Annotated in this window: 18 protein-coding genes; 5 read left to right on the plus strand and 13 right to left on the minus strand. The window is 46.2% G+C overall.

Going from position 1 to position 22,508, the window contains the following annotated elements:
* Window positions 1-27: 27 nt before the first annotated feature.
* The 3 genes from SY83_RS18125 to SY83_RS18135 form a co-directional block, all read right to left on the minus strand.
* Window positions 28-561 (minus strand): MarR family winged helix-turn-helix transcriptional regulator, encoded by a 534-nt coding sequence (locus SY83_RS18125; RefSeq protein WP_068609086.1) that lies wholly within the window; start codon window positions 559-561, stop codon window positions 28-30.
* Window positions 562-759: 198 nt separating this feature from the next.
* The gene (locus tag SY83_RS18130; RefSeq protein ID WP_068609088.1) at window positions 760-1,677 is read right to left on the minus strand and encodes a TauD/TfdA dioxygenase family protein; all 918 of its coding nucleotides are present in this window, start codon (window positions 1,675-1,677) and stop codon (window positions 760-762) included.
* 223 nt (window positions 1,678-1,900) lie between these two features.
* Entirely contained in the window at window positions 1,901-3,376 is a 1,476-nt protein-coding gene (locus SY83_RS18135) for a protein adenylyltransferase SelO (RefSeq protein WP_068609090.1), read from the minus strand.
* Window positions 3,377-3,562: 186 nt separating this feature from the next.
* Between SY83_RS18135 and SY83_RS18140 the strand changes: the two genes are divergently transcribed.
* The 3 genes from SY83_RS18140 (at window position 3,563) to SY83_RS18150 (ending at window position 7,591) form a co-directional block, all read left to right on the plus strand.
* Window positions 3,563-4,240, plus strand: a complete 678-nt coding sequence (locus tag SY83_RS18140) for a DUF421 domain-containing protein (RefSeq protein ID WP_068609092.1) — start codon at window positions 3,563-3,565, stop codon at window positions 4,238-4,240.
* Window positions 4,241-4,441: 201 nt separating this feature from the next.
* The gene (locus tag SY83_RS23140; RefSeq protein WP_157279887.1) at window positions 4,442-6,910 is read left to right on the plus strand and encodes a fibronectin type III domain-containing protein; all 2,469 of its coding nucleotides are present in this window, start codon (window positions 4,442-4,444) and stop codon (window positions 6,908-6,910) included.
* A gap of 108 nt (window positions 6,911-7,018) precedes the next feature.
* The gene (locus tag SY83_RS18150) at window positions 7,019-7,591 is read left to right on the plus strand and encodes a hypothetical protein (RefSeq protein ID WP_068609096.1); all 573 of its coding nucleotides are present in this window, start codon (window positions 7,019-7,021) and stop codon (window positions 7,589-7,591) included.
* Between the two features lie 27 nt (window positions 7,592-7,618).
* Here SY83_RS18150 and SY83_RS18155 read toward each other — a convergent pair whose 3' ends face one another.
* Window positions 7,619-7,816: a hypothetical protein gene (locus SY83_RS18155; RefSeq protein WP_068609098.1), complete on the minus strand. Its 198-nt coding sequence runs from the start codon at window positions 7,814-7,816 to the stop codon at window positions 7,619-7,621.
* Between the two features lie 24 nt (window positions 7,817-7,840).
* Window positions 7,841-8,737 (minus strand): sensor domain-containing diguanylate cyclase, encoded by an 897-nt coding sequence (locus SY83_RS18160; RefSeq protein WP_068609100.1) that lies wholly within the window; start codon window positions 8,735-8,737, stop codon window positions 7,841-7,843.
* A gap of 218 nt (window positions 8,738-8,955) precedes the next feature.
* Here SY83_RS18160 and SY83_RS18165 point away from each other — a divergent pair, with 218 nt between their 5' ends.
* Together SY83_RS18165 and SY83_RS18170 are read left to right on the plus strand one after the other, a co-directional pair.
* Entirely contained in the window at window positions 8,956-9,819 is an 864-nt protein-coding gene (locus SY83_RS18165; RefSeq protein ID WP_068609102.1) for a class I SAM-dependent methyltransferase, read from the plus strand.
* A gap of 2 nt (window positions 9,820-9,821) precedes the next feature.
* Entirely contained in the window at window positions 9,822-10,547 is a 726-nt protein-coding gene (locus SY83_RS18170; protein ID WP_068609104.1) for an RluA family pseudouridine synthase, read from the plus strand.
* Here SY83_RS18170 and SY83_RS18175 read toward each other — a convergent pair.
* From SY83_RS18175 to SY83_RS18210, 8 genes are all read right to left on the minus strand, one after another.
* Window positions 10,517-10,924 (minus strand): MarR family winged helix-turn-helix transcriptional regulator, encoded by a 408-nt coding sequence (locus tag SY83_RS18175; protein WP_068609106.1) that lies wholly within the window; start codon window positions 10,922-10,924, stop codon window positions 10,517-10,519. The genes SY83_RS18170 and SY83_RS18175 overlap by 31 nt on opposite strands.
* A 249-nt stretch (window positions 10,925-11,173) precedes the next feature.
* Window positions 11,174-13,615 carry a DNA gyrase subunit A gene (gene gyrA / locus SY83_RS18180; RefSeq protein WP_068609108.1) on the minus strand — a complete coding sequence of 814 codons (2,442 nt, stop codon included), beginning with the start codon at window positions 13,613-13,615 and terminating at the stop codon, window positions 11,174-11,176.
* Window positions 13,616-13,636: 21 nt separating this feature from the next.
* On the minus strand, window positions 13,637-15,613 hold the full coding sequence (gene parE / locus SY83_RS18185) for a DNA topoisomerase IV subunit B (protein ID WP_068609110.1): 1,977 nt from the start codon (window positions 15,611-15,613) through the stop codon (window positions 13,637-13,639).
* A gap of 93 nt (window positions 15,614-15,706) precedes the next feature.
* A complete protein-coding gene (locus SY83_RS18190) occupies window positions 15,707-16,690 on the minus strand; it encodes an ABC transporter permease (protein WP_068611186.1) in 984 nt (327 codons plus the stop codon).
* Between the two features lies 1 nt (window position 16,691).
* Complete coding sequence (locus SY83_RS18195; protein ID WP_082882608.1) at window positions 16,692-17,702, minus strand: ABC transporter ATP-binding protein; 1,011 nt, start codon at window positions 17,700-17,702, stop codon at window positions 16,692-16,694.
* 23 nt (window positions 17,703-17,725) lie between these two features.
* Window positions 17,726-18,550 carry a GDSL-type esterase/lipase family protein gene (locus SY83_RS18200; protein ID WP_068609112.1) on the minus strand — a complete coding sequence of 275 codons (825 nt, stop codon included), beginning with the start codon at window positions 18,548-18,550 and terminating at the stop codon, window positions 17,726-17,728.
* 206 nt (window positions 18,551-18,756) lie between these two features.
* Complete coding sequence (locus tag SY83_RS18205) at window positions 18,757-20,613, minus strand: ABC transporter ATP-binding protein (protein WP_068609114.1); 1,857 nt, start codon at window positions 20,611-20,613, stop codon at window positions 18,757-18,759.
* On the minus strand, window positions 20,610-22,376 hold the full coding sequence (locus SY83_RS18210; RefSeq protein WP_068609115.1) for an ABC transporter ATP-binding protein: 1,767 nt from the start codon (window positions 22,374-22,376) through the stop codon (window positions 20,610-20,612). Before SY83_RS18210 ends, SY83_RS18205 begins: the two co-directional genes overlap by 4 nt.
* Window positions 22,377-22,508 lie beyond the last annotated feature (132 nt).

The raw sequence follows: 22,508 nt of genomic DNA on the forward strand, positions 1-22,508 counted from the left end.
TGTCATTCATTAAAGCTTCTGTACCTTTCATTGTGTGAATTCTCCTTTATTATCTTTGATATGTTGTTTCTTATCCGTGACGATACACGAACCGTTACCGTCAGCCTGTTGTGAAGTGGCTGCCTGAACTAATTTCTCAAAGGTTTGAATAAAAGCTTCCTTTTCCCCTTCTTGCAGAACGGATAATAATTTCTCGATCGCGTCTGTGCGAATTTCATCCAATTTCGCTAATGCGAAATGCCCTTTATACGTTAATTCCACAAGGATGGCTCTTCGATCGGTTGGATCCTGCATCCGCTTCACAAATCCGTGATTTTCGAGTCGGTCAACCACAACGGTGATGGCGCTGGGCTTGACCTCCATCCATTCGGCCAGCTTGGTCAACCGACAGGTGCCTCTGTGCATTAAAAATTTCAGAATATAGAATTGATTGCTGGTAATACCAAGTTCCGATTGTTTCACAAGGTCTGGCCCGATTCTGCGTACAGTTGTGAAAAGTGCCATCTGAAATCGATCTGTATCTGATTTATGTTCCCCTTCATGAGATTTATCCTTATGCACAACGGTTATACCCCCTCACTACTAACACCATTGAAATATCCATCCATGTAATAGTTAAACTGATTAAGTAAAATCATATTAAAATATTTACATAATGTCAACCACATTTTTATGTAATTGTTTTCATATGGTTAACACAAATAGAACATAAGAAAGACCCGCGAGTTATCGCGGGCCACAAGTAATTATTGGAGATGATTAGGCCGATTCTTCATTAAGAGCTTCAGGTAACAGCGTTCGGCTTTGGCGTCCGTCCACACTAACCGGCACATCACCCGCAACGGTAACTCTTCGTACTACACGGTGTTGATCGCCATAGTCATTAATAGCGTAGTGCTGCGTTGCCCGGTTATCCCAGATTACAACATCGCCAGGGGTCCAGCGCCATCGAACCGTGTTTTCCAGTCTTGTGACATGGCTCTGCAACACTTGAAACAGATGCGCAGAGTCACTGGATGACAAACCCGTAATGCGTTTGACGAAGTGGCCGAGTAACAATGATTTCTCGCCTGTTTCGGGATGTATCCGCACGACAGGATGCTCCGTTTCATAGATCGTTGACGTAAATACTTTCTTGTATTGCTTATATTCATCGTGTGATTTGCCCCGGTAAGCTGAAGCATAATCATAGTCATTCGAATGGACCGCCCACAGCTTATCGGCCAATTCCTTAAGCTCCGGTGACAGATCCTCGTAGGCAGCGGCGGTGTTTGCCCATACCGTATCTCCTCCCGCTTCTGGAATCGTAACACCTCTTAAAATAGAGGCCTGCGGGTACGCATCAACAAATGTTACATCCGTGTGCCAGGAATTGGCACGCCCGCCATGAGCCGAGTCCAGCTCCAACACATAGTTCGTACCCTCTTTAATAGGAACTGTCGGATGTGCCACCGGTCCGCCGAGCAGCTTAGCCAATTCTTCTTGTCCGGCATCATCCAAATGTTCCTGACCTCTGAAGAATATAACTTTGTGTTTAAATAACAGCTGACGGATTTCCTCAACTATATTCTGTTCCAAGTTACCGGATAAGGTAATTCCCTGAATGATTGCCCCAATCCGTCCTGCCACCGGTATAACCTCTAAACCCTGTGTTGTTGCTTGACTGGTTATGCTCATCTTCCTGTTACCTCCTTGGATAATCCGCACACAGGCGGGAATGGTACCAGTGTCCAATTATTTTAAAAATAAAAGGCCGACGCACCTGTATTTACGGTGCGGCGGCCTCCACTGGTATGGTGGGCAAAGCAAAGCTCTATTAGTGTATCACTCAATTATACCCTACTAATCACGTAGGAATAATTATATATTAGTTTACATGTTATTTATTGTCAAGATGTTCTTAAGTTCCGCAATAGGTACGGTAACGCCCTATTGATGTTTGCGGTAATGAGCAGTATTTATCCTGATTCACCGAATAATCAAATGGGCTAGCCAAAACCTCGATCAGCTGCTTCATCACACTATAATCTTCCTCTTCCACTGCGGCTTCCAATGCTTCCTCGACTAGATGGTTACGTGGAATGACAGCAGGATTGCTAACCCTCATTAACTCCCGAGACGATGTAATCGGCTCCTGTTGCCTGCCTAATCTTGCTTGCCATTGTTCATGCCACTCTTTAAATTCCGAAGTACCGAACATGACCGTCTCCTCCGGATTATCCAGCGATAATGCGCGAAATGTATTCGTGTAATCAGCACGATGCTTCTCCATGAGCTCCAGCAACTTGTCAATTAACGATTCATCCTGCGGCTCCTCGTTATGTATGCCCAGTTTGGCGCGCATGCCCGCCAGCCAATGTGCTTGATATCGTGTACCGAAACCGGCAATCGCATTCTCCGCTAACTTAACAGCTTCATCTTCATCGTCATGCAACAAAGGCAGAAGGGATTCAGCTAGTCTGGCGAGATTCCAAGCGGCAATCCGCGGCTGATTGCCGTAAGCGTAACGGCCTTGGCTGTCAATTGAACTAAAAACCGTTGCAGGGTTATATTCATCCATAAAGGCACAGGGACCATAATCAATCGTCTCACCGCTTATCGTCATGTTATCGGTGTTCATGACACCATGGATAAAACCAACAAGCTGCCATTTCGCAATGAGCTCTGCCTGACGCTTTATGACTTCTTGTAGCAGTGAAAGATAGCGGTTTCCCTCCTCATAAACGTTGGGATCATGTCTTTGCACAGTATAATCCGCCAGAGCACGAAGCTCATCCACTGTACCCCAGTTTGCAATGTACTGAAAAGTGCCTACGCGGATATGACTGGCGGCAACCCGGGTCAGAACGGCGCCCGGCAGGTCTTTTTCGCGAATAACCGTTTGACCCGTCGCCATTACAGCCAAACTCCGGGTTGTAGGAATACCGAGCCCATGCATCGCTTCGCTGATAATGAACTCCCGCAACATCGGACCGACTGCCGCACGACCGTCTCCGCCCCGTGAATAAGGTGTTCTCCCCGGGCCCTTCAGCTGAATGTCAACCCGAGATCCCTGCGGGGTAAGTTGTTCGCCAAGCAGGATAGCCCGTCCATCCCCTAAACGGTTGAAGTGTCCAAACTGGTGACCCGCGTATGCTTGAGCAAGCGGCAGAGCGCCATCCGGTATTTGATTTCCGACAAGTGATGCCTCGCCATCAGGCGAACGAAGCGATTGAACTTGCAAGCCCAGGGCAGCCGCCAACGATTCATTCAATATTATCAGTTTAGGTGAACGTACTGATGTCGGGTTGCACAGGGTGAATAGAGATTGTGGTAACCGCGCATAACTGTTGTCAAAGTTCCATCCTGTCTCCGAAATTCCTTTGGTTTCTGTCATGGTCTCTGAGTCTCTCCCCTTTTTGTATCGTAGAATGGTAGCTGTATTACCTATTATAACCTAAGTTGTTTCAAGTAACTGCTTTACTGCCATTGCAATAAATGATGTGAGTAACGTCTTCCTCCTCTGGTAACAATAGGCACATTAAACACATCAGATCACAGAGTCAGAGGAAGGGACTTCCCCATGGATACTTTACTCGAAACCACGCTGAAAACACTGCTTGGATTTGCGGTATTGCTGTTATTAACCCGTATTTTAGGCAAAAAACAATTAAGTCAAATGACCTTCTTCACCTATATCACGGGGATTGCTCTTGGGGGTATTGCCGGGGATGTCGTCGTTCACCATGATATTAAATTGTTAGACGGGTTGCTTGCCCTGACCCTCTGGTCCTTCTTATCCTTAGTCGTTGAATGGATCAGCATGAAGTCCTCCAAAGCCCGGATCCTATTAGACGGTGAACCTACCATTGTGATTAAACGAGGTCGTATCGTACAGCAGGCTATGAAGGACAACAAGCTGAATATGGATGATTTAAGTATGTTACTCCGGCTGAACGGCGTGTTTTCAGTGAGTGAAGTGCACTATGCCATTTTGGAACCTAACGGCCAATTAAGTGTTTTGCAAAAGCCTCCATACCGAACTCCGACAAGACAGGACCTTGATGTTCCGGCGGGTTCAACACGATATATGCCTACCGAACTGATCGTGGACGGGGCCATTGTAGAACGTAATTTACGTGAATTGGGATTAGACAAGACATGGTTACTCTATGAACTGCAAAAGCAAGGCATTACAGATGAACGTCAGGTCTTTTTTGCTGAATTGCAAGAGGACGGCGGTATTTTTATCGATAAATAAAAAGGGTTGTAGCTTGTATTGACTGACAAATTGTTGCAATTGTTCCGACATCGCCGTGATCCCCTTGGTGTTTTTAACACTACAAAAAACTATAAATAGCGGAATTATCTTATAGAAGAGAACTAAGTTAACGTTTAAGATCTACTTAAGCGCTTACAACAAATAATGGAAGCGCTAAACCAAATCTGAAAGGATGAAATTATGATGATTTCTAAAAAGTTCTGGTCAGTAACAGTCGGAGGATTATGCACTCTCGGTCTATTGACTGTTTCCGCGGAACCCGTACAAGCAGCGAGGGATCCATGGCTCCAACCATTTGCACAGGGCAGTATATGGAATTTACCGCTAGGTTCCGGCGCTGATTATCAATCCAAAGGGCATTTCCCTGTAGGCTCTTACGTTCATGCGGATCCTGAATTTCATGTCAAAACTTCAGCAAGCGACCCGGTGCGCAATATATACGGCGTTCCGAATTGGACCAGCCGCTGCAGTGACACTTCCACTCCCCAAGGCACTATTAATATCCCGGATGACTTTATAGTTCCGGATGCCATCACTACCGGCGGTGTATATGAAACTCCGAATAATGTGGCCGCTTTTCTGAAGCCTGACGGAAGGTATCTGATTCAGTTAGAACCGCTTACCCGTTGTACAGCAGGTGGAAATGTATTCGGTTACCGCTGGCAAGAGGATCTGGATATACAAGGACCGGGCATTGGCGGCACGCATTGGGGTTCTGGCCTTTCAGCGATCGGCGGCTCGATACGCCACGGTGAACTGACAGGAACTACCCCCATCAAGCATGCATTGAAGCTTAACGTATGGGGAAATTATTTGCACTACAACGCGGCGGACGCCACGAAAGGTTACCGCTGGCCTGCGGACCGGTCGGACGCGAAATCAGCCAACACTTATTTTGGAGCAAATCCGCGTATTGAGATGGGAGCACTCATGGCTTTGCACCCGACAGAAACGGAATCAAGCTTGGGACTGCAAACAGAGGCCGGCAAGAAGCTGTTTCATGCCTTGCAAGACTACGGAGCCTATATTGCTGATGACACAGGTTGGGATGCCTATGCCTTCTCCCTTTCCAACGAAGCGATGTTTGAATTTCAAGAACATTACGGATATTCCTTTAATCAAAGTTCCGGGGCTTCAGGCGAAGCTAAGAAATACTTCGATGACTTTAATAAATTAATTACGAGTCTGTATGTCGTTGATAACAATACATCGGGGAACATCGGCGGCGGCGGTACAAGACGCGCGGCATTGGCGGATCCCGTCTTTGGGGCTATGGATACGACAGCTCCGACCGTACCGACGAATGTAGCCGTCACAGGTCGTTCCACAAGCAATGTATCCCTTTCGTGGACGGCTTCGACGGATAACGTTAGAGTGATGGAATACGAAATCTATAACGGAACCACTTATCTAGGCTCCACCTATGGAAACACAACGTTCACCGCATACAATCTTGCCCCCAATTCAACTTTTTCCTTTAAAATTCGGGCTAAAGACACGAACACGAATCGATCCGCTTTCAGCAGCATTGTGAACACGAGCACATATGACGGGTACACGGAAAATTTCGATGACGGAGCCGCTCAGAACTGGGTGCTCAGCAGCGGCAGTTCCGTTGAGTACGGCCGGTTAAAGATGGTGAATTGGGGAGGTTCCGAATCAGGCATCTATAATAACCGCACATTCTCCGCACCGAATACTGGCAACAACTATGTATACCGTGTGAGGCTTCAAACCGATTCAGCCGATAACTACGGCAAGACCAAGGTATATTTTAACTGGGGAGACGCTTCCAACACCTACTTTGTTCAATTCGGGGGCGGAACTTCGAACTCAGTGGAATTGAAGAAGTTAATTAACGGAACGGAAACAACGCTGGCAACCTATAGCGGCTCCTACGAAATTAAAAACGGGAGCTATCCTGTCATTGAAGTGAAATATGAGAACGGCGGTTACATTAGCGTATCCGGGAATCGAAACGGCACGGCTACAACTTTGTTTAACCGTATTCAGGATTCGGCCCGCACTTCCGGTAAAGTGGGAACGGGTGTTCAGGGAACTCAGTCTTTCGCGGAAGATGTTGAAGTGGTGATCAACGCCGGTTCAACGGGGTCTGGCTCCATCATTCCTTATGCCGAAAATTTCGACGACGGCGCCGCTCAAAATTGGTCACTGACCGGATCAATCATCGAATACTCCCGGCTCAAAATGACCAACTGGGGAGGTACGGCTGGGGGCCATTATACCGGAGCAAGCTATTCAGGTAATTATAGTTATAAAGTGGCGCTTCAAACCGACGCAGCTGACAATAACGGCAAAACAAGAGTTTACTTTAACTTTACAGATGCAAATAATACGTATTATGTAGAGTTTGGCGGGGGCACGACCAACACGGTCTCATTGAAAAAAGTCGTAGGCGGCACGGTAACCACAATCGCCACGTACGCTGGAAACTATACCATTAAAAACTGGGATTGGCCTGTTATTGAAGTACTGTACAGTTCAGGTACAATTACAGTAAAAGGTACTAGGGGCAGTACGGTAACCACTTTGTTTAACCAGTTGTCAGATGCTTCGCACACTTCAGGTTACATTGGCGTTGGCGTGAATAACACTCAATCTTTCGCTGATGAAATTTCAGTTAATTAACCTCTTCCCGTCGAATTCGTTCGGCGGGTTTTCTTTTTTCACTATGTTGGTGGTATAAAATGGATTGAAACTTCTCACAATATAGCGACTACTGTGAAGAGGTGAATTATGAAATCGAAATGGAAACAAACCCTGTGTACGGTATTTCTGGGTGTAAGCATGCTAATGTTGACTGTAACAAGCGTTACTGGAGCACCCCAGGAAGCCGGTAGTGTTATTCTAGATGACGCCAAGGCCGCCACACCTTCCCAACTGGAGGCACAGTCGGCTATTATCGCTCTCGGGAAGTTTGAACCAGGGTTGCGGGAATATCCTACTTTACGGAACGTACCGGGTGGTAAACTTGTTAACTATGTTCAAAAATTTCGGATTTTGAAATCTTACAAAGGCACATCCGTTACCGTTGTGAACGTAATCAATACTGGCGTATTTCCGAGACCGGCCACCACCAACCCCTTAAACCTGATTTATCCCGGCGCTTTTGCGGAGAATGAGGACTATATTGTCTTTCTTAAGCCTATTAGCGGTACGAATTATTACTCGATAGCCGGGATCCTGCAAGGGATCTATCCCATTGTCAGTGGACGTTCCATAGCTTTTGAAGGTTTTGGTTTCAAGGAATTTCAAGACTTGCCTCTGCAGCAAATGGAACAACGAATCCGGGGACTGTTAACCCGGTAAAAAACCGGAAAAAGCTAGAAAAAACCTCTACGGATGATCCGTAGAGGCAATCACATATATTCTAGAGCAAAACTTGCACTGCACCTTCAGCCCTCTGGCGTCCGTTGTTAATTTGAAACGGTCGTCATCTTCGATTTCGACCCATTCCGCGCGATCTTCGGTTTCCTCTCCGGCAGAGAAGAATCCGGTTGTGTTTCCGCACTCGCAAGTCATAGATATATTCATTAGAAGCACCTCCCCAATCGGCAATTATACCACAATCGGAGAATAATAATGATACTGGTTTCCGCCTCTCTGCTTCGACCGATACATAGCTATATCCGCGTGTTTGATTAACGCCTTCGCTTCCTTCCCGTGGTGGGGAAACACGGCGATGCCAATGCTTGGAGTAAGGCTAATCTGCGCGCCGTCTATGCTCCAAGCATCCCGCAAGGAGTGTACGATTCTCTGTACAACAAGATCCACAGCTTCCAAGGAATCCATTTCTGTAAGCAAAATAATAAATTCATCTCCGCCCACCCTGGCAAGGGTGTCCGTTTCTCGTATACAATGCCGCACCCGCTCTGTGAAAGCTTTAAGCAGCTCATCACCGATATCATGACCCATGGAATCATTTACGAGTTTAAAATTATCGCAATCCATATAAATCACGCTCACCAGGTGTTCTTTGCGTTTGGCTAGAGCTATCGCTTGAGCGGCCCTTTCATCAAAGAGCCTGCGGTTCGGCAAATCCGTCAGAACGTCATGTAACGCCAAGTGTGTCCATTCATTTTCAATTTTCTTGCGAGTGGTGATGTCACGGACTACGGCCACCACCCTTTCTAATTGGTTGGACTCTTCAAACACCGCGTTCAAAGATGCCTCCATCCAACGAGCTTCTTGATTCGATGAGATCGGCTCCAATTGAAATTGAACCACGGTATGCTTGTTTACAAGAGACAGTTCCCTCACAGCTCTTGTTACACGGGAGCGGTCTTCTTTAACGATCGATTTAAGCATTCCATGATGTGTTAAAGGAAAATCGCAGAACAATTGCTTGCATGAGGAGGATATATAATCAATTCTCCCCTTTTTGTTTATCGAAATAACCGCATCCGAGATTTGTTCAAGTAAACATGCCGTAAGGGTGTTGTTATTGAATGCCATGCGCTTCCCTCTTCCGAATCAGTTATCACCGCAGGTACTTGTTCATCTATGAATGAATCAATGATACATATGTATTTGGGAAATATTATATTCGTTTTCGGTAAATATATCCAGTTCATATTCCTCACTGGCGCAACTTAAGGCACAAAACTGGATAAGTAGCCCGAAGGTGTTGTAAAATAGATAGAAATCATCTCAAGGAAGCAGGTACATACCGTATGTTTGCAGCTAAAGATTGGATCGATTATGAATTGTTAGACACAGGTGACGGTGACAAACTCGAGCGATGGGGCGATATTATTCTTCGCAGACCCGACCCTCAAATCATCTGGCCGATTAGTCAGGAACGTCAACATTGGAAGGCAGCGGATGCTCACTATCACCGTAGTTCTTCGGGCGGCGGACAATGGGATTATAATAAAACACTGCCTGAACGATGGAAAATATCTTATAAAGAACTTTCCTTTCATATAAAACCTACTAACTTTAAACATACAGGGCTGTTCCCTGAACAAGCTGTAAACTGGCAATGGATGATCGACAAGATTCAAAGCGCGGGACGTCCGATTAAAGTATTGAACTTGTTCGCATATACAGGTGGGGCGACTGTAGCTTCCGCTTATGCCGGTGCCGAGGTTTGCCATGTGGATGCCGCCAAAGGCATGGTGCAATGGGCGAAGGAGAATGTGCAGCTATCTGGATTGGAAAGCAGACCGGTACGTTACATCACGGATGATGTATTTAAGTTCGTGCAACGTGAACAAAGACGCGGCAGTAAGTATGATGCCATCATCATGGATCCTCCTTCATACGGACGCGGACCAAACGGAGAAACATGGAAACTTGAAACCAGCTTGTATCCGTTCGTAGAGTCATGCCTGAGCATTCTCTCTGACAATCCCCTGTTCTTCCTGATTAATTCCTATACAACAGGCATCTCGCCGACCGTATTAAAAAACATTATGAATATAACCTTGAAGCAAAAATGGGGCGGAACCATTACCAGCGGTGAGATCGGCTTGCCTATTACGAAGTCGGGATTGATGTTGCCTTGCGGAATCCTTTCCCGTTGGGAGGCTTAACGATGTCAGGAACCTCACCGCACATTCAGGTGATCTATGAAGACAATCATGTATTGGTCGTGGATAAACCTGTGAATATACCTTCCCAGGAAGATGATTCAGGCGATCTGGATATGTTGCGGTTGTTGAAGCAAGATTTGAAGATTCGTTATGATAAGCCCGGAAATGTATATCTGGGCTTGGTTCAACGGTTGGACCGCCCCGTCGGCGGCGTTATGGTATTTGCCAAAACCTCCAAAGCCGCTTCGCGGCTTTCCGACCAGGTCCGCACACGTGTCCTGCACAAAGAATATGTAGCGGTTGTGCACGGGCTACTCCCCCAACAAACCCAATTGAAAGTAACACACAGCTTACTAAAGGACACTTCTGTTAATACAGTTAAAGTGGTACCTGCAGGAACTGAAGGCGCCAAAGTGGCGGTGTTGGACTACATGGTACTCGGGGTTTCTGATGGGTTTAGTTTAGTAAAAATTACGCTGCACACAGGTCGTCCACATCAGATTCGCGTTCAGATGGCAGCCCTCGGTTGTCCTTTGTACGGAGATCAGAAATACGGAGCAAGCGTCAATAAACCAGGTCAACAAATCGCATTGTGGTCCACCTTGCTCTCATTCCCTCATCCGGTAACGAAGGAACAGCTTGTACACCGGTCATACCCCCCTCAAGAACATCCTTGGCGACTATGGAAACCGGATATTTATAAATTCGAGACTTTTCCCAATAAATAAATAAGCAACTGCTGGTTGTGTGACGAAATCCGGTTCAGGTAAGACTCAATAAACTTGTCCCGGATTTCCATCCCCCGGCGGGTTTCACTTTCCCCCTTGGGTGTTACATGAATCCATACAATTCTTCGATCGTTAGCATCTCTTTCCCTGCGTATCAAATCATTCTTTTCCATGCGATCCAAGATGGTCGTGATCGCGGCAGGTGTAGTCGCAAGGTGATGAATTAAGTCCGATGGCTTAACACTAGGCTTTGTAATCAAATATTCCAATACATGAAGCTGGCCCTCCGTAATAGAAGGAGCGAGTTGATTTTCCATATGTGTTTTTAGGTCTTTAGATAATTTAAACCAGTGCTTGGCAAACTCTTTCGAGAACATTTGACACCTCCGACTGTTTTTCGAAACCCCTTACATTTACTAAATTATACCACTTCCTTAAAGCTTAATACAATTAATAGTTTAAGACATTAATCGCTAATATAGTGAGCGTTTAGACAACAATCTACAATCTAAACTAAAGGATAACCCGATTTCGACAACATAAAAAAAGACCCGGAGAGGTAATCACTTATTAAAGCGATTTTTATCCGCGGGTCTTTCTTTAACTCACTACTCGGTTTTCTTGGATTAGGTAGGTCTAACCGCCATGATTTCTAGCACTTTCTCTGATTTCTCCAACGAAACCATCGACTTTCCGAAAGATTTACGATCTTCAATTGGAGATTGATCGGTTGAGAATGAAACTTGTTTACCTGTATTGGTCAGCAACGTTACGTTCATTGCTTCTTTGCATGCGAACATACCGATTAGGGATATCCCGTTCGATTTTACGCGCTTGCCTTCCTTGAATTCGAAGGTAATGATTCCTTTACCCCCGCGTCCTTGAATCGGATAATCAAACAAGAACGATCGTTTGGCATAACCCGTATCGGAAACAACCATAATTTCACCTTCATCGCCTGCTACCCACTCCGCCGCAATCACTTCATCGTCTTCCTTTAATTGAATGCCTCGTACACCGCCGGAGACACGGCCCATCGGATTCACTTCGGCTTCATGGAACCGGATGCTCATGCCTGAACGGGTGGCGATCAACAGATCATTAATGGAATCACTCAGCATGACGCGGATAATTTCATCCCCTTCGCCAACTTTACAAGCAACAATACCGTTGGAACGAGTTGTGAAGTATTCTTTAAGTTCCGTGCGTTTCACTTGACCTCGCTTCGTAATAAACACCAAGCATCGTTCAGGCTGTTCGAAATCCTTCACAGGAATCACGGAAACAATACGGTCTTCCTTGGCGATCGGAATAATATTAACGATGGCCGTACCGGTTTCTTTCCACTTGTACTCCGGTATCATATGAACCGGCAACAGGAAATACTGTCCCTTCTGCGTGAAAATCAGCAGTTTCTCAATGGTGTTCACTTCTCGGTGATACTTGAGACTGTCGCCCTCTTTTAGTCCTGTGCTTTCAATCTCACCGCCGGAACGAGTAAAGGATAACAAGCTTGTCCGTTTAACATAACCCTCTTTGGAAAGAGTCACATAAACGTCTTCCGGGGTAAATGTAACTTCAGGATTCAGCTTAATTTCTTCAACTTGTCCCTGAATAACAGATCGGCGGTCTACTCCGTATTTCGCGCGAACTTCACCGAGCTCCTCTTTAATGACCGCGATCAGCTTCTTCTCGCTGGATAAGATGCCTCTTAGGTAAGCAATTAACTTATTCGCTTCTTTAAGTTCCTTCTCTAGCGAGGTAATTTCCAGGTTCGTCAGGCGATACAATTGCAATGTCAGAATAGAGTCGGCTTGACGCTCGGAGAATTGGAACTGTTGAACCAGATTGTTCTGAGCATCCGCTCGGTTCTTGGATGCTCTGATGGTTTCAATGACCGCATCCAATATATCAAGCGCTTTAACTAAGCCTTCGAGCACATGCGCGCGATCTTCAGCCTTCTCCAAATCATACTGGGAGCGGAAAGTGACTACTTCCTTCTGATGCTCGATATAAGCCTTCAACATCTCTAATAGGCCAAGCTGCATCGGCGTTTTATTTACAATCGCGACCATGTTGAAGTTATACGTCACCTGAAGATCTGTTTTCTTCAAGAAGTACGCCAGAATACCCTGGGCATCGGCATCTTTCTTGAGTTCAACCACAATGCGCAGACCGTTCCGTCCACTCTCATCCCGAACTTCTGCTACCCCTTCAACCTTCTTCTCCAAGCGAATGTTTTCCATGGCTGTAACCAAGCGGGACTTCACGATCTGATAAGGCAATTCGGTAATCACGATCTGTTGCTTACCGCCCCTTAGCTCTTCAATCTCGGTTTTGGAGCGGATATAAATTCGGCCTTTACCCGTCTTATAGGCATCTCGAATACCGTCTTCTCCCATAATGATACCGCCGATCGGGAAATCCGGACCTTTGACAATATGCATGATGTCTTCGACGGTTAGATTAGGCTGTTCCATAAGACGGATACATGCATCAATGACTTCTCGAAGATTATGCGGAGGAATTTCAGTAGCGAAACCCGAAGAAATTCCGCTAACACCGTTTACGAGTAAATTCGGGTATCTGGAAGGCAAGACGACAGGTTCTTTGGTTGTATTATCGAAATTATCCTTAAACAACACAGTCCGTTTCTCGATATCCCGTAACAATTCAAGCGCGATCGGAGACAACCGCGCCTCAGTATAACGCATAGCGGCAGCGGGATCATCATCCATGGAGCCCCAGTTTCCGTGACCGTCTACCAGCATATGACCCATCTTCCAATATTGGGCCATACGCACCATACCTTCGTAAATGGACGCATCCCCGTGAGGATGGTAGTTACCCATTACGTCACCGACCGTCTTCGCCGATTTACGGTAAGGCTTGTCCGGTGTATTCCCGGCATCGTACATAGCGTACAAGATACGCCGTTGCACCGGTTTAAGTCCGTCCCGAACGTCAGGAATGGCACGGTCTTGAATAATATATTTGGAGTAGCGGCCGAATCGGTCCCCTACGACTTCTTCTAAATAGGCGGGAAGAAAATTCTCCAGCACGTCCATGCTTTCACCTTCTATACGTTTCTATTCTACATATTCGGTAAAATCTACATTCTCGATAATCCAACGTTTCCGCGGATCTACTTTATCCCCCATCAGGGTAGATACTCTTCTCTCCGCTTTAGCCGCATCTTCAATCTGCACATGAAGTAAAATACGCGTTTCAGGATCCATAGTCGTTTCCCATAGCTGGTCAGGATTCATTTCCCCTAAGCCCTTATAGCGCTGAAGTTCAATGTTCTTACCCATTTCCTTAGAGTACTCTTTCAATTGATCATCCGTGAAAGCATACTTCATTACGCTATTTTTGCCTGCTTTTTTTGTCATTTTGTATAAAGGCGGCTGTGCGATATAAATTTTACCGGCATCCAGCAGAGGCTTCATATATCTGTAGAAGAAAGTAAGGAGCAGTACCTGAATATGCGCACCGTCCGTGTCCGCGTCTGTCATTATGATGATTTTGGAATAATTGCTTTCTTCCACTTCAAATTCAGAACCGACGCCTGCGCCGATTGCGGTAATGATTGCGCGATATTCTTCATTCTTCAAGATGTCCGGCAACTTTGCTTTTTCGGGATTCATCGGTTTCCCCTTCAACGGCAGAATCGCCTGATGCTTGGAATCCCGGCCTTGCTTAGCCGATCCTCCCGCTGAATCACCCTCAACGATGAACAGTTCGTTCTTAGTCCGGTCCTTGGATTGCGCCGGAGTCAGTTTGCCGCCAAGATTAGAACTTTCACTCTTGCCTTTCTTGCCGGTTCGCACTTCTTCCCGCGCTTTACGAGCCGCTTCTCTTGCTCTGGAGGCTTGCACGGCTTTCTTTACCAACGTCTGGGCCACCTGCGGATTCTCTTCCAGAAATACCGACATCCGGTCGGTTACAATGGAGTCCACAGCGCTTCTCGCGGCCGCGCTGCCCAATTGGTCCTTCGTCTGTCCGACGAATTCCACTTCGGACATCTTGACGTTAATAACCGCCATCATCCCTTCGCGTAAATCGCCGCCGTCCAGATTTTTATCTTTCTCTTTAAGAAGCCCCGTCTTTCTCGCGTATTCATTCATGATCCGGGTATATGCAATCTTAAAACCCGTTTCATGCGTACCGCCGCCACGGGTGGGGATCGAGTTCACGAAAGAAGCGATCGTCTCAGTATAGCCGTCGTTATATTGCAGTGCTACTTCAGCCTCAATATCGTCTTTCTCCGAATGAAAATGAATGACTTCATGCAACACCGCTTTATCTTCGTTTAAATACTGAACGAAATGGCGTGCTCCGCCGTCATATTTAAACGTCTCTGCCTTGTCCGAACGTTCGTCTTTCAAGTTAATCAGAAGACCCGAATTCAGAAATGCGAGCTCTTGCAAGCGTTCATACAACGTGTCGTAGTTCATTGTGATTCCGCCTTGAAATACGCGAATATCGGGTTTAAACGTAACTTTCGTACCGGTCTTATTCGTATTACCGGCTATCTCAAGTCCTGTGACCGGTTCTCCGACATGTTCTTTACCGGCATCATCTACCCAGTATTCGAAGCGCTGCTTATGAATTTTACCATCCCGGTATATTTCAACTTGAAGCCATTCCGACAACGCGTTCGTGACGGATGCGCCTACCCCGTGCAATCCTCCGGATTTCTTATATCCCGATCCTCCGAATTTCCCGCCCGCATGCAGGATGGTAAAGACAACCTGAGGGGTTGGAATCCCGGTTTTGTGCATACCTGTAGGAATTCCGCGGCCGTTATCCGTGACGGTAACGGATTGATCTTTATGTATAGTGACATCTATGCGGGAACCATGTTTGGCTAAGTGTTCATCCACCGCATTATCGACAATCTCCCACAACAAGTGGTGCAAACCGGATGTACTGGTACTGCCTATATACATTCCCGGACGTTTGCGTACCGCTGTTAAACCTTCAAGGACCTGGATATCATCCGCATCGTAGTCGGTTTTTTGCTGTGGCGTTTGGTTTGTAAACAAGTCCATGTGCTCGACCATCCAAGCGCCTCCTTTAGGCTCATTATAAACTTCATCATTATAACATGGTTTTTTAAAGTTGCACTTATTCTTTTGCGAACGGTTGTACCCAGATTAGTTCAGTATATCCTGCTTGGTAAATACGCGGTACGCAATCACCAATGCCGCGACAGACCATACAGACAGTACCGTGACGGAAAACATCAGGTTCATCCCTTCAATCGGCGGCGGTGAACCCTGCAAGTAATTGGCCAGGTTTAAATTGACCATAAATAAATATTTAGCGCTGGTCCAGGCCGAAGCCATATTGGTCAAAATCGTTCCCGCAATGATCACCGCCATCATGGTGACTATGCTCGCAGCCGTACTGCGAACCAATACGGAAACCATTAACGCAAGACACCCTACCGACAAGGCCGAGAACCATATTAAACCGGATTGCATGATCATGTAAAGCCATTGGGGTACCGCATGGACATTGGCCGTATCCACCGATGCGCCGACGGTCTGGAACCCGGTAAACACAGGCTCGGTCCATCCTTTATATCCAAATACCGCACCGGAAATCACATAACTCATAACCGCGGCAATGGTGACAATCAAAGAAATAAACAATGTCGTTGCGATCAACTTGGAAGTCAGAATCTTCCACCGTCGAACAGGACGGGTCAGCAGCATCTTGATGGTCCCTCCCGAACGTTCGGAGGACACGATATCCGAAGCGACAGCCATGACCAATAAGGGGAAGAAGAGGGTGACCGAATTACTCATAAATTCGCGGGCAAACGTTACACCGTTCGGCGAATTGGGATTTACATCATGATCAAGGTAATATTGCAGCTGCTGAACGGCTACTCTGCGCCATTTTTTAAACTCTTCGGGCGTTCTGTTGCTGCTTAACGTATTTTGATAATCTGTAATTTGCTGTTGAATCTCCAATCGCCAATCCGATCCGATTTTCTCAAGCGCATTCTGCGCGACAACCATCCTAGCATATGTGAAGATTGGGATCAATACACCAAGGATCAAAACAATGACCAGGATCCGCTTTTTTTTGAGCATTTTGATAACTTCATTCCGAACTAAAGCAACCATCATGTTATGCAATACCCTCACTCTCCGTCAATTGCAGGAATAATTCTTCAAGTGATGGATGAATCAGCTGAATGGAACCCACACGAATTCCGGATTTCACCAGGGCATCGTTGATTTCAGGTATCAGTTCCGGGTTCATTTGTGTAATCATGCCTTGTTTACCCGCGAGAACAGCTTCATCCATCATCGGATGATGGTCTGGCACAAATTGAACACCAGGCGTCTGCTCCAGAATATATCTGCCTTCACCAGCAGGATCGATATCCCACACCACATAGGTTTCGGCGCCTTGAATCAGCGTTTCCACTTCGCCGACGGCAATCACTTCACCCTTGGAGATAATGGCCACGCGGTCACACATCAGTTGAATTTCACTCAATAGGTGGCTGGATATAAACAAGCTCATGCCTTCATCCGCAAGTTTGCGTATAAATTGACGCAGCTCTTTAATTCCCTTGGGATCCAACCCGTTGGTAGGCTCATCCAGGATCAGCAACTTCGGTCGGCCCAATAAGGCTTGCGCGATCCCTAGCCTTTGGCGCATACCCAGAGAATAGGTTTTTACTTTATCATGAATACGTTGGTCCATTCCGACAATATCTACAACTTCCTGTATTCTAGCTTGTGAGATACCTGGCTGCATATCCGCAAAATGTGCTAAATTCTCCCAACCGGTAAGGTATGGATACATTTCAGGATTCTCTACGATACAACCCACATGGGTTAATGCTTTCTCGGGCTCCTTCTGAACATCATGACCACAAATGTAAACTTCGCCCTCACTGGGTTTGATCAAATCTACCAGCATACGGATCGTTGTCGTCTTACCTGAGCCGTTAGGACCCAGAAACCCGAAAATCTCACCTTCCCTGACGTCAAAAGAAATGCCTTTAATGATCGTCTTCCCGCCTATGCGTTTCACCACATTTCGTACCTCCAGAACGGGCTCTGCTGTTGCCGTTGACTCAGTAACATCAGCGAGAGGAGCACTCGATGCCTGACGTTGATTTCTCATCTGTTAAACCTCCTTTGGTTCGCTTATTCGAGTGCCTGAACTACACGATCCGCTATTCGCTCGTAGCCGGCCCCGTTCGGATGAAATTGATCTCCTGCTAAATATTCAGTGGGTTGACCTTCAAATAAATCTTGGGTAGGCACTAATGTCATATTAGGGAACTGATTCAGCGTTTCAAATACTCCGCTGTTCCATTGCTGAATAACAAGCGAGCTGCGTTTGCTCTCGTCCGCCTCGTAATAAGGGTTATAAAGTCCGATGTAAACAATCTTCGCCCGCGGATTGATTTTGCCGATTTTTTCAATAATTTTTTTCACATTCTCTTTCGGTTCCTTAAGTTGCTTCTCCAGCTTTTTGGGATCAATATCGGACACTTCATTAAGGTTATTACCTCCTCCGCTTTGCTCCAATGCCGCATAGGACAAATCATTGCCTCCGATCGTCAGCAACACAAGATTGGCTTGCTTTAGCGCGTAGGCTTCACCTTTTTTGTTATGCAGGTCATAGAGTAACTGATCGCTTCGATAGCCGTTAACTGCCAAGTTCCCAACCAGCTTCACCTTTTTTCCCGAAGCTTTGGCTAACTTCTCCAACAGATGCCCCACATAACCTTTGCCCGTTTCATCCCCGGTGCCACGAGTTAAAGAATCGCCGAGCGCGACAATATGAATCTCTTCTTTTGTTACCAAAGGTTCCTCAAGTACATTTAATTCAGGACCATCACCCACGGATACGGCTGTCGGATTTAGTATATCTTTGACTGCGTACCCAAAACCGAATATAAAAATAAGTGTGGATAAAAGTGAAATGATGCCTACCAGGCCCCACATCCATCGCGATTTTCCCATATTTGCTGCATCCTCCTGCGGAAGCCCATGCCATAAGTATTTACGGCATTCAGGCAATATTAGTTAATACTTAGAGTAATTCTTATGCAATCAATTTGCAAATGAAGAACTTGATTAAGAACATATGTTTGGATTATAATCTGTAAAGAGGCATATAAATAGGCCCAAGCATCTGTTAAGATACCTGGGCTTTTCTATACATCGTATTAAGCTGAAAGGAATTTAAACTGAGCATCAATTAATCCCCGATAAATGCCCGCGTGCCGCATTAACTCTTCATGATTCCCCTGCTCCATAATCCGGCCGTGATCCATAACCACAATATTATCCGCATGACGAATGGTAGACAGGCGATGGGCGATAATGAAGGAGGTTCTTCCGAACAAGAGAGTTTTCAAAGCTTCTTGTATTTTCAACTCTGTCTCCGTATCGATGCTTGCTGTCGCCTCATCCAGGATCAGAATTTTCGGATCCGCCAACAGAGCCCTCGCAAACGATATTAACTGTCGCTGTCCCATGGAGAGTACGTTGCCTCGCTCCTGTACTTCCGTTTCATAGCCGTCCGGTAAACCGGCAATGAAGTCATGCGCATTGACCGCTTTTGCCGCGATCTCTACTTCCTCATCCGTGGCGTCCAATCGTCCGAAACGAATGTTATCGCGAATCGTTCCCGAGAAGATGAAGGTATCCTGCAACACGATACCAACCTGTGAACGCAGGCTTTCCAGCCGGATATCCCGGATATCATGTCCGTCGATCAGCACCCTGCCCTGGACAGGATCATAGAATCTGCACAGCAAGTTGATCATCGTGCTTTTACCCGATCCCGTGTGACCGACAAACGCGATCGACTGACCTGCTTGAACATCCAAGGATATTCCTTTCAATGCTTGGCGGCCTTTCTCATACTCGAACACAATCTGATCAAAGGTAATATCGCCTTCAATGTTCGACAGGGACACCGCTTCCTTCCGGTTATCGACTAAAGGCTCAATATCCATAAATTCGAAGATGCGCTCCGATGAAGCCATGGCGACCAGCACCTGTGAATACATTTGTCCTAGCCTGTTGATAGGTTCCCAGAAATTCCCTACATAGCTGGCAAAGGCCACGAACAAACCAATAGTAATTTCTTTGGATTCAATTAAGTGAGCTCCATAGAAGAACAAGATAAAGGCGCCGATCGCCCCGGTTATTTCAATAACGGGACCGAAGGATTGATTCATCATTGATGCCTTGTTCCAAGAAAGCCGGTTGAACATATTCATCTCGTCGAAGAATCCGATGTTCTCCTTCTCTTGGGTGAACGCTTGCGTTACGCGTATTCCCTGGATACTCTCACTTAAATGAGCGTTAAGTCGCGCCTGTTTCGTGCGAACATCCTGCCAGGCTCTGCGGATGTGTTTACGCAGCGAGGTAGAGACAATAAACATTAAAGGTACAGTTATCATCACGGCTAATCCAAGCTTAAAATTCAACGTGAGCAAGATGATAATAATCCCTACCAGCTGTACACAATCAATGAGGACATTGACAACACCGTTTGTGAACAAATCCTGTAGCGAATTGACATCATTCGTTACCCGCACAAGCACGGAACCCGCGGGGCGTTTATCAAAGAAATTAAAGGAGAGTTTTTGAATATGCTTAAATATATCATGCCTGATGTCATAAATTACACGTTGTCCGATAATATTGGTGTACCGGATTCGATAGGTGTTAGCTCCCCACTGAATCAAGTAAAGTACCATCATCGTAATCGCATAAATCCATAGGAGTCTTACATTCCCCCCGCCACCGGCAACAGGTTCAATGGCTTTATCAATCGCCTGGCTGATGATAAACGGCACGGCAAGCCGTGTAATCGTTCCAAGGACCATCATGATAATGATAACAGGCAGAAGTTGTTTAGCGTAAGGCTTCAGGTAGACACCAAGACGTCTTAATTGTCCCCAGTCAAACGGTTTCTCCATAATTTCATCATCCTGATAAACGAAACGATCTTGATTTGTTATCGGTTCTGCTTGATCCTGGTCTTTAGGTTTCTGGTTCTTGTCGCTCAATTCGCCAACCTCCTGGCCGCCGCGGCTGCGTCGGGCGCATCAGCATATTGGATTTCATAAGTTTTTCGGTAAGGACCTTCCATAGCGAGCAGTTGCTCATGCGTCCCTCGCTGCACCGTGCGTCCTTCATCCAGAACGATAATTTCATCAGCATGGCGGAGAGAGGAGATCCGATGGGCGATAATGAAGGTTGTGCGCCCTTTCATCAGTTCCTTGAAACCTGCTTGGATTTCATGTTCAGTTTCCATATCCACCGCGCTTGTCGCGTCGTCAAGAATCAATACTCGAGGATTCTTTAACAGAGCTCGGGCAATCGCAATTCGCTGCTTCTGTCCGCCGGACAAACCCATACCTCGCTCACCGACTACCGTGTCATAGCCGAGCGGCAACTCCATAATAAATTCATGCGCTTTGGCCAGCTTGGCGGCATACATAACTTGCTCATCGGTCACATGGCGCAAACCGTAAGCAATGTTGTTACGAATCGAAGAAGAGAAAAGAAAGGTTTCTTGGAACACCGTCGCGATCTGTTTGCGTAAACTGTGAATGGTTACGTCATCAATGGCATGACCATCCAACGTGATCGAGCCGGCTTGAGGGCTGTAGGCCCGCATTAACAATTGGATAACGGTTGATTTACCTGCACCCGTTCCCCCTAACAATCCAATGACACTGCCGGGTTTGGCGTCCACATGGAATTGACGTAGCGCGGGCTTTTTATCCGGATAGGCGAATGTTACATCAGTGAATACTACATGACCTTGAACATCTTCATCCGAGAGCTCAGTCGCGTTCTCTTTATTCTTCACATGGATATATTGGTTTAAGATCTCAAGTATACGTTCACCTGAAGCTTTGGACTGTGTATAGTTGTTAATGTGGAACCCAATCTGCCACATAGGCCCGATAATGTACCAGATTAAACTAAAGAATGCGACCAGTTCGCCCAGCGTCAAGCTGCCGTTAATGACCATCGTCCCGCCGGAAGCCAACAGGATTACGACGCACAGACACGCGAACAGCTCCATGACCGGGAAATATTTGCCCCATATTGAAGCCGCTTCAATCTGATTCGCTTTATAGTTTTCATTCCGGGAGGAGAACTTTTCTACCTCGTAAGGCTCGCGGGCGAACGATTTTACGGTTCGAACACCTGTGATATTTTCTTGAACTGCTGTGGTTAGATTACTCATCGCGAGCCGCATTTCCCGAAAGGCCGGATGAATCTTCTTCTCAAAACGTATAGCCGTATATGCAAGCAACGGAACAGTTACAAATGTGATGAGGGTAAGTTGCCAGTTCATATACAGCATAAGGGCCGAGCCAAACGTAAACATCAGGAACATGTTTAGAACTTGTGCAAATCCAAAGCCTATAAACTGTCGAATGGCCTCCAGGTCTGCCGTTAATCTGGACATCAAGTCACCGGTTTTGGCAGTATCATAATACTGAAACGATAAATATTGCAGTTTCTCATATAACGCATTTCGCATTGAATAAGCTACACGATTGCCAACGCGTCCCCCGCTTAATCCATGGAGAAATTGAAAAATTCCCTTTACCGTTGACACTACAAAAACCCCGATGGCCAGAGCAGGTACAATGGCGTAATTTTCTTGCTTAATGACATCGTCAATTAAAATTTTTAACAGATAAGGATATACAAGCCCTAATGCCGTTGCGACCATCAGACAAAAAATCGATACGGTGAGCAGCCTCTTCTCAGACCAGTAAAACTGCTTCAATTGCCTGAATACTTCCACCCTAGTACCTCCCAGTTGTGAATCCGGTTACAGCCGGACTTCTTAGCAATATAGTTACCCCTGTGATTCTCTACACACTATTCCCGTCTAAAGGCGAAAATCAAGATCTCCTTCCCCTTTACTATTGAATCT

It is taken from the genome of Paenibacillus swuensis (genome assembly GCF_001644605.1).
Lineage (GTDB): Bacteria > Bacillota > Bacilli > Paenibacillales > DY6 > Paenibacillus_N > Paenibacillus_N swuensis.

Bases quoted from the DNA above. Each gene is read 5' to 3' on its own strand.
- SY83_RS18130 (WP_068609088.1), bottom strand. From the start codon at position 1,677: ATGAGCATAACCAGTCAAGCAACAACACAGGGTTTAGAGGTTATACCG.
- SY83_RS18135 (WP_068609090.1), bottom strand. From the start codon at position 3,376: ATGACAGAAACCAAAGGAATTTCGGAGACAGGATGGAACTTTGACAAC.
- SY83_RS18140 (WP_068609092.1), top strand. From the start codon at position 3,563: ATGGATACTTTACTCGAAACCACGCTGAAAACACTGCTTGGATTTGCG.
- SY83_RS23140 (WP_157279887.1), top strand. From the start codon at position 4,442: ATGATGATTTCTAAAAAGTTCTGGTCAGTAACAGTCGGAGGATTATGC.
- SY83_RS18150 (WP_068609096.1), top strand. From the start codon at position 7,019: ATGAAATCGAAATGGAAACAAACCCTGTGTACGGTATTTCTGGGTGTA.
- SY83_RS18155 (WP_068609098.1), bottom strand. From the start codon at position 7,816: ATGAATATATCTATGACTTGCGAGTGCGGAAACACAACCGGATTCTTC.
- SY83_RS18160 (WP_068609100.1), bottom strand. From the start codon at position 8,737: ATGGCATTCAATAACAACACCCTTACGGCATGTTTACTTGAACAAATC.
- SY83_RS18165 (WP_068609102.1), top strand. From the start codon at position 8,956: ATGTTTGCAGCTAAAGATTGGATCGATTATGAATTGTTAGACACAGGT.
- SY83_RS18170 (WP_068609104.1), top strand. From the start codon at position 9,822: ATGTCAGGAACCTCACCGCACATTCAGGTGATCTATGAAGACAATCAT.
- SY83_RS18175 (WP_068609106.1), bottom strand. From the start codon at position 10,924: ATGTTCTCGAAAGAGTTTGCCAAGCACTGGTTTAAATTATCTAAAGAC.
- gyrA (WP_068609108.1), bottom strand. From the start codon at position 13,615: ATGGACGTGCTGGAGAATTTTCTTCCCGCCTATTTAGAAGAAGTCGTA.
- parE (WP_068609110.1), bottom strand. From the start codon at position 15,613: ATGGTCGAGCACATGGACTTGTTTACAAACCAAACGCCACAGCAAAAA.
- SY83_RS18190 (WP_068611186.1), bottom strand. From the start codon at position 16,690: ATGATGGTTGCTTTAGTTCGGAATGAAGTTATCAAAATGCTCAAAAAA.
- SY83_RS18195 (WP_082882608.1), bottom strand. From the start codon at position 17,702: ATGAGAAATCAACGTCAGGCATCGAGTGCTCCTCTCGCTGATGTTACT.
- SY83_RS18200 (WP_068609112.1), bottom strand. From the start codon at position 18,550: ATGGGAAAATCGCGATGGATGTGGGGCCTGGTAGGCATCATTTCACTT.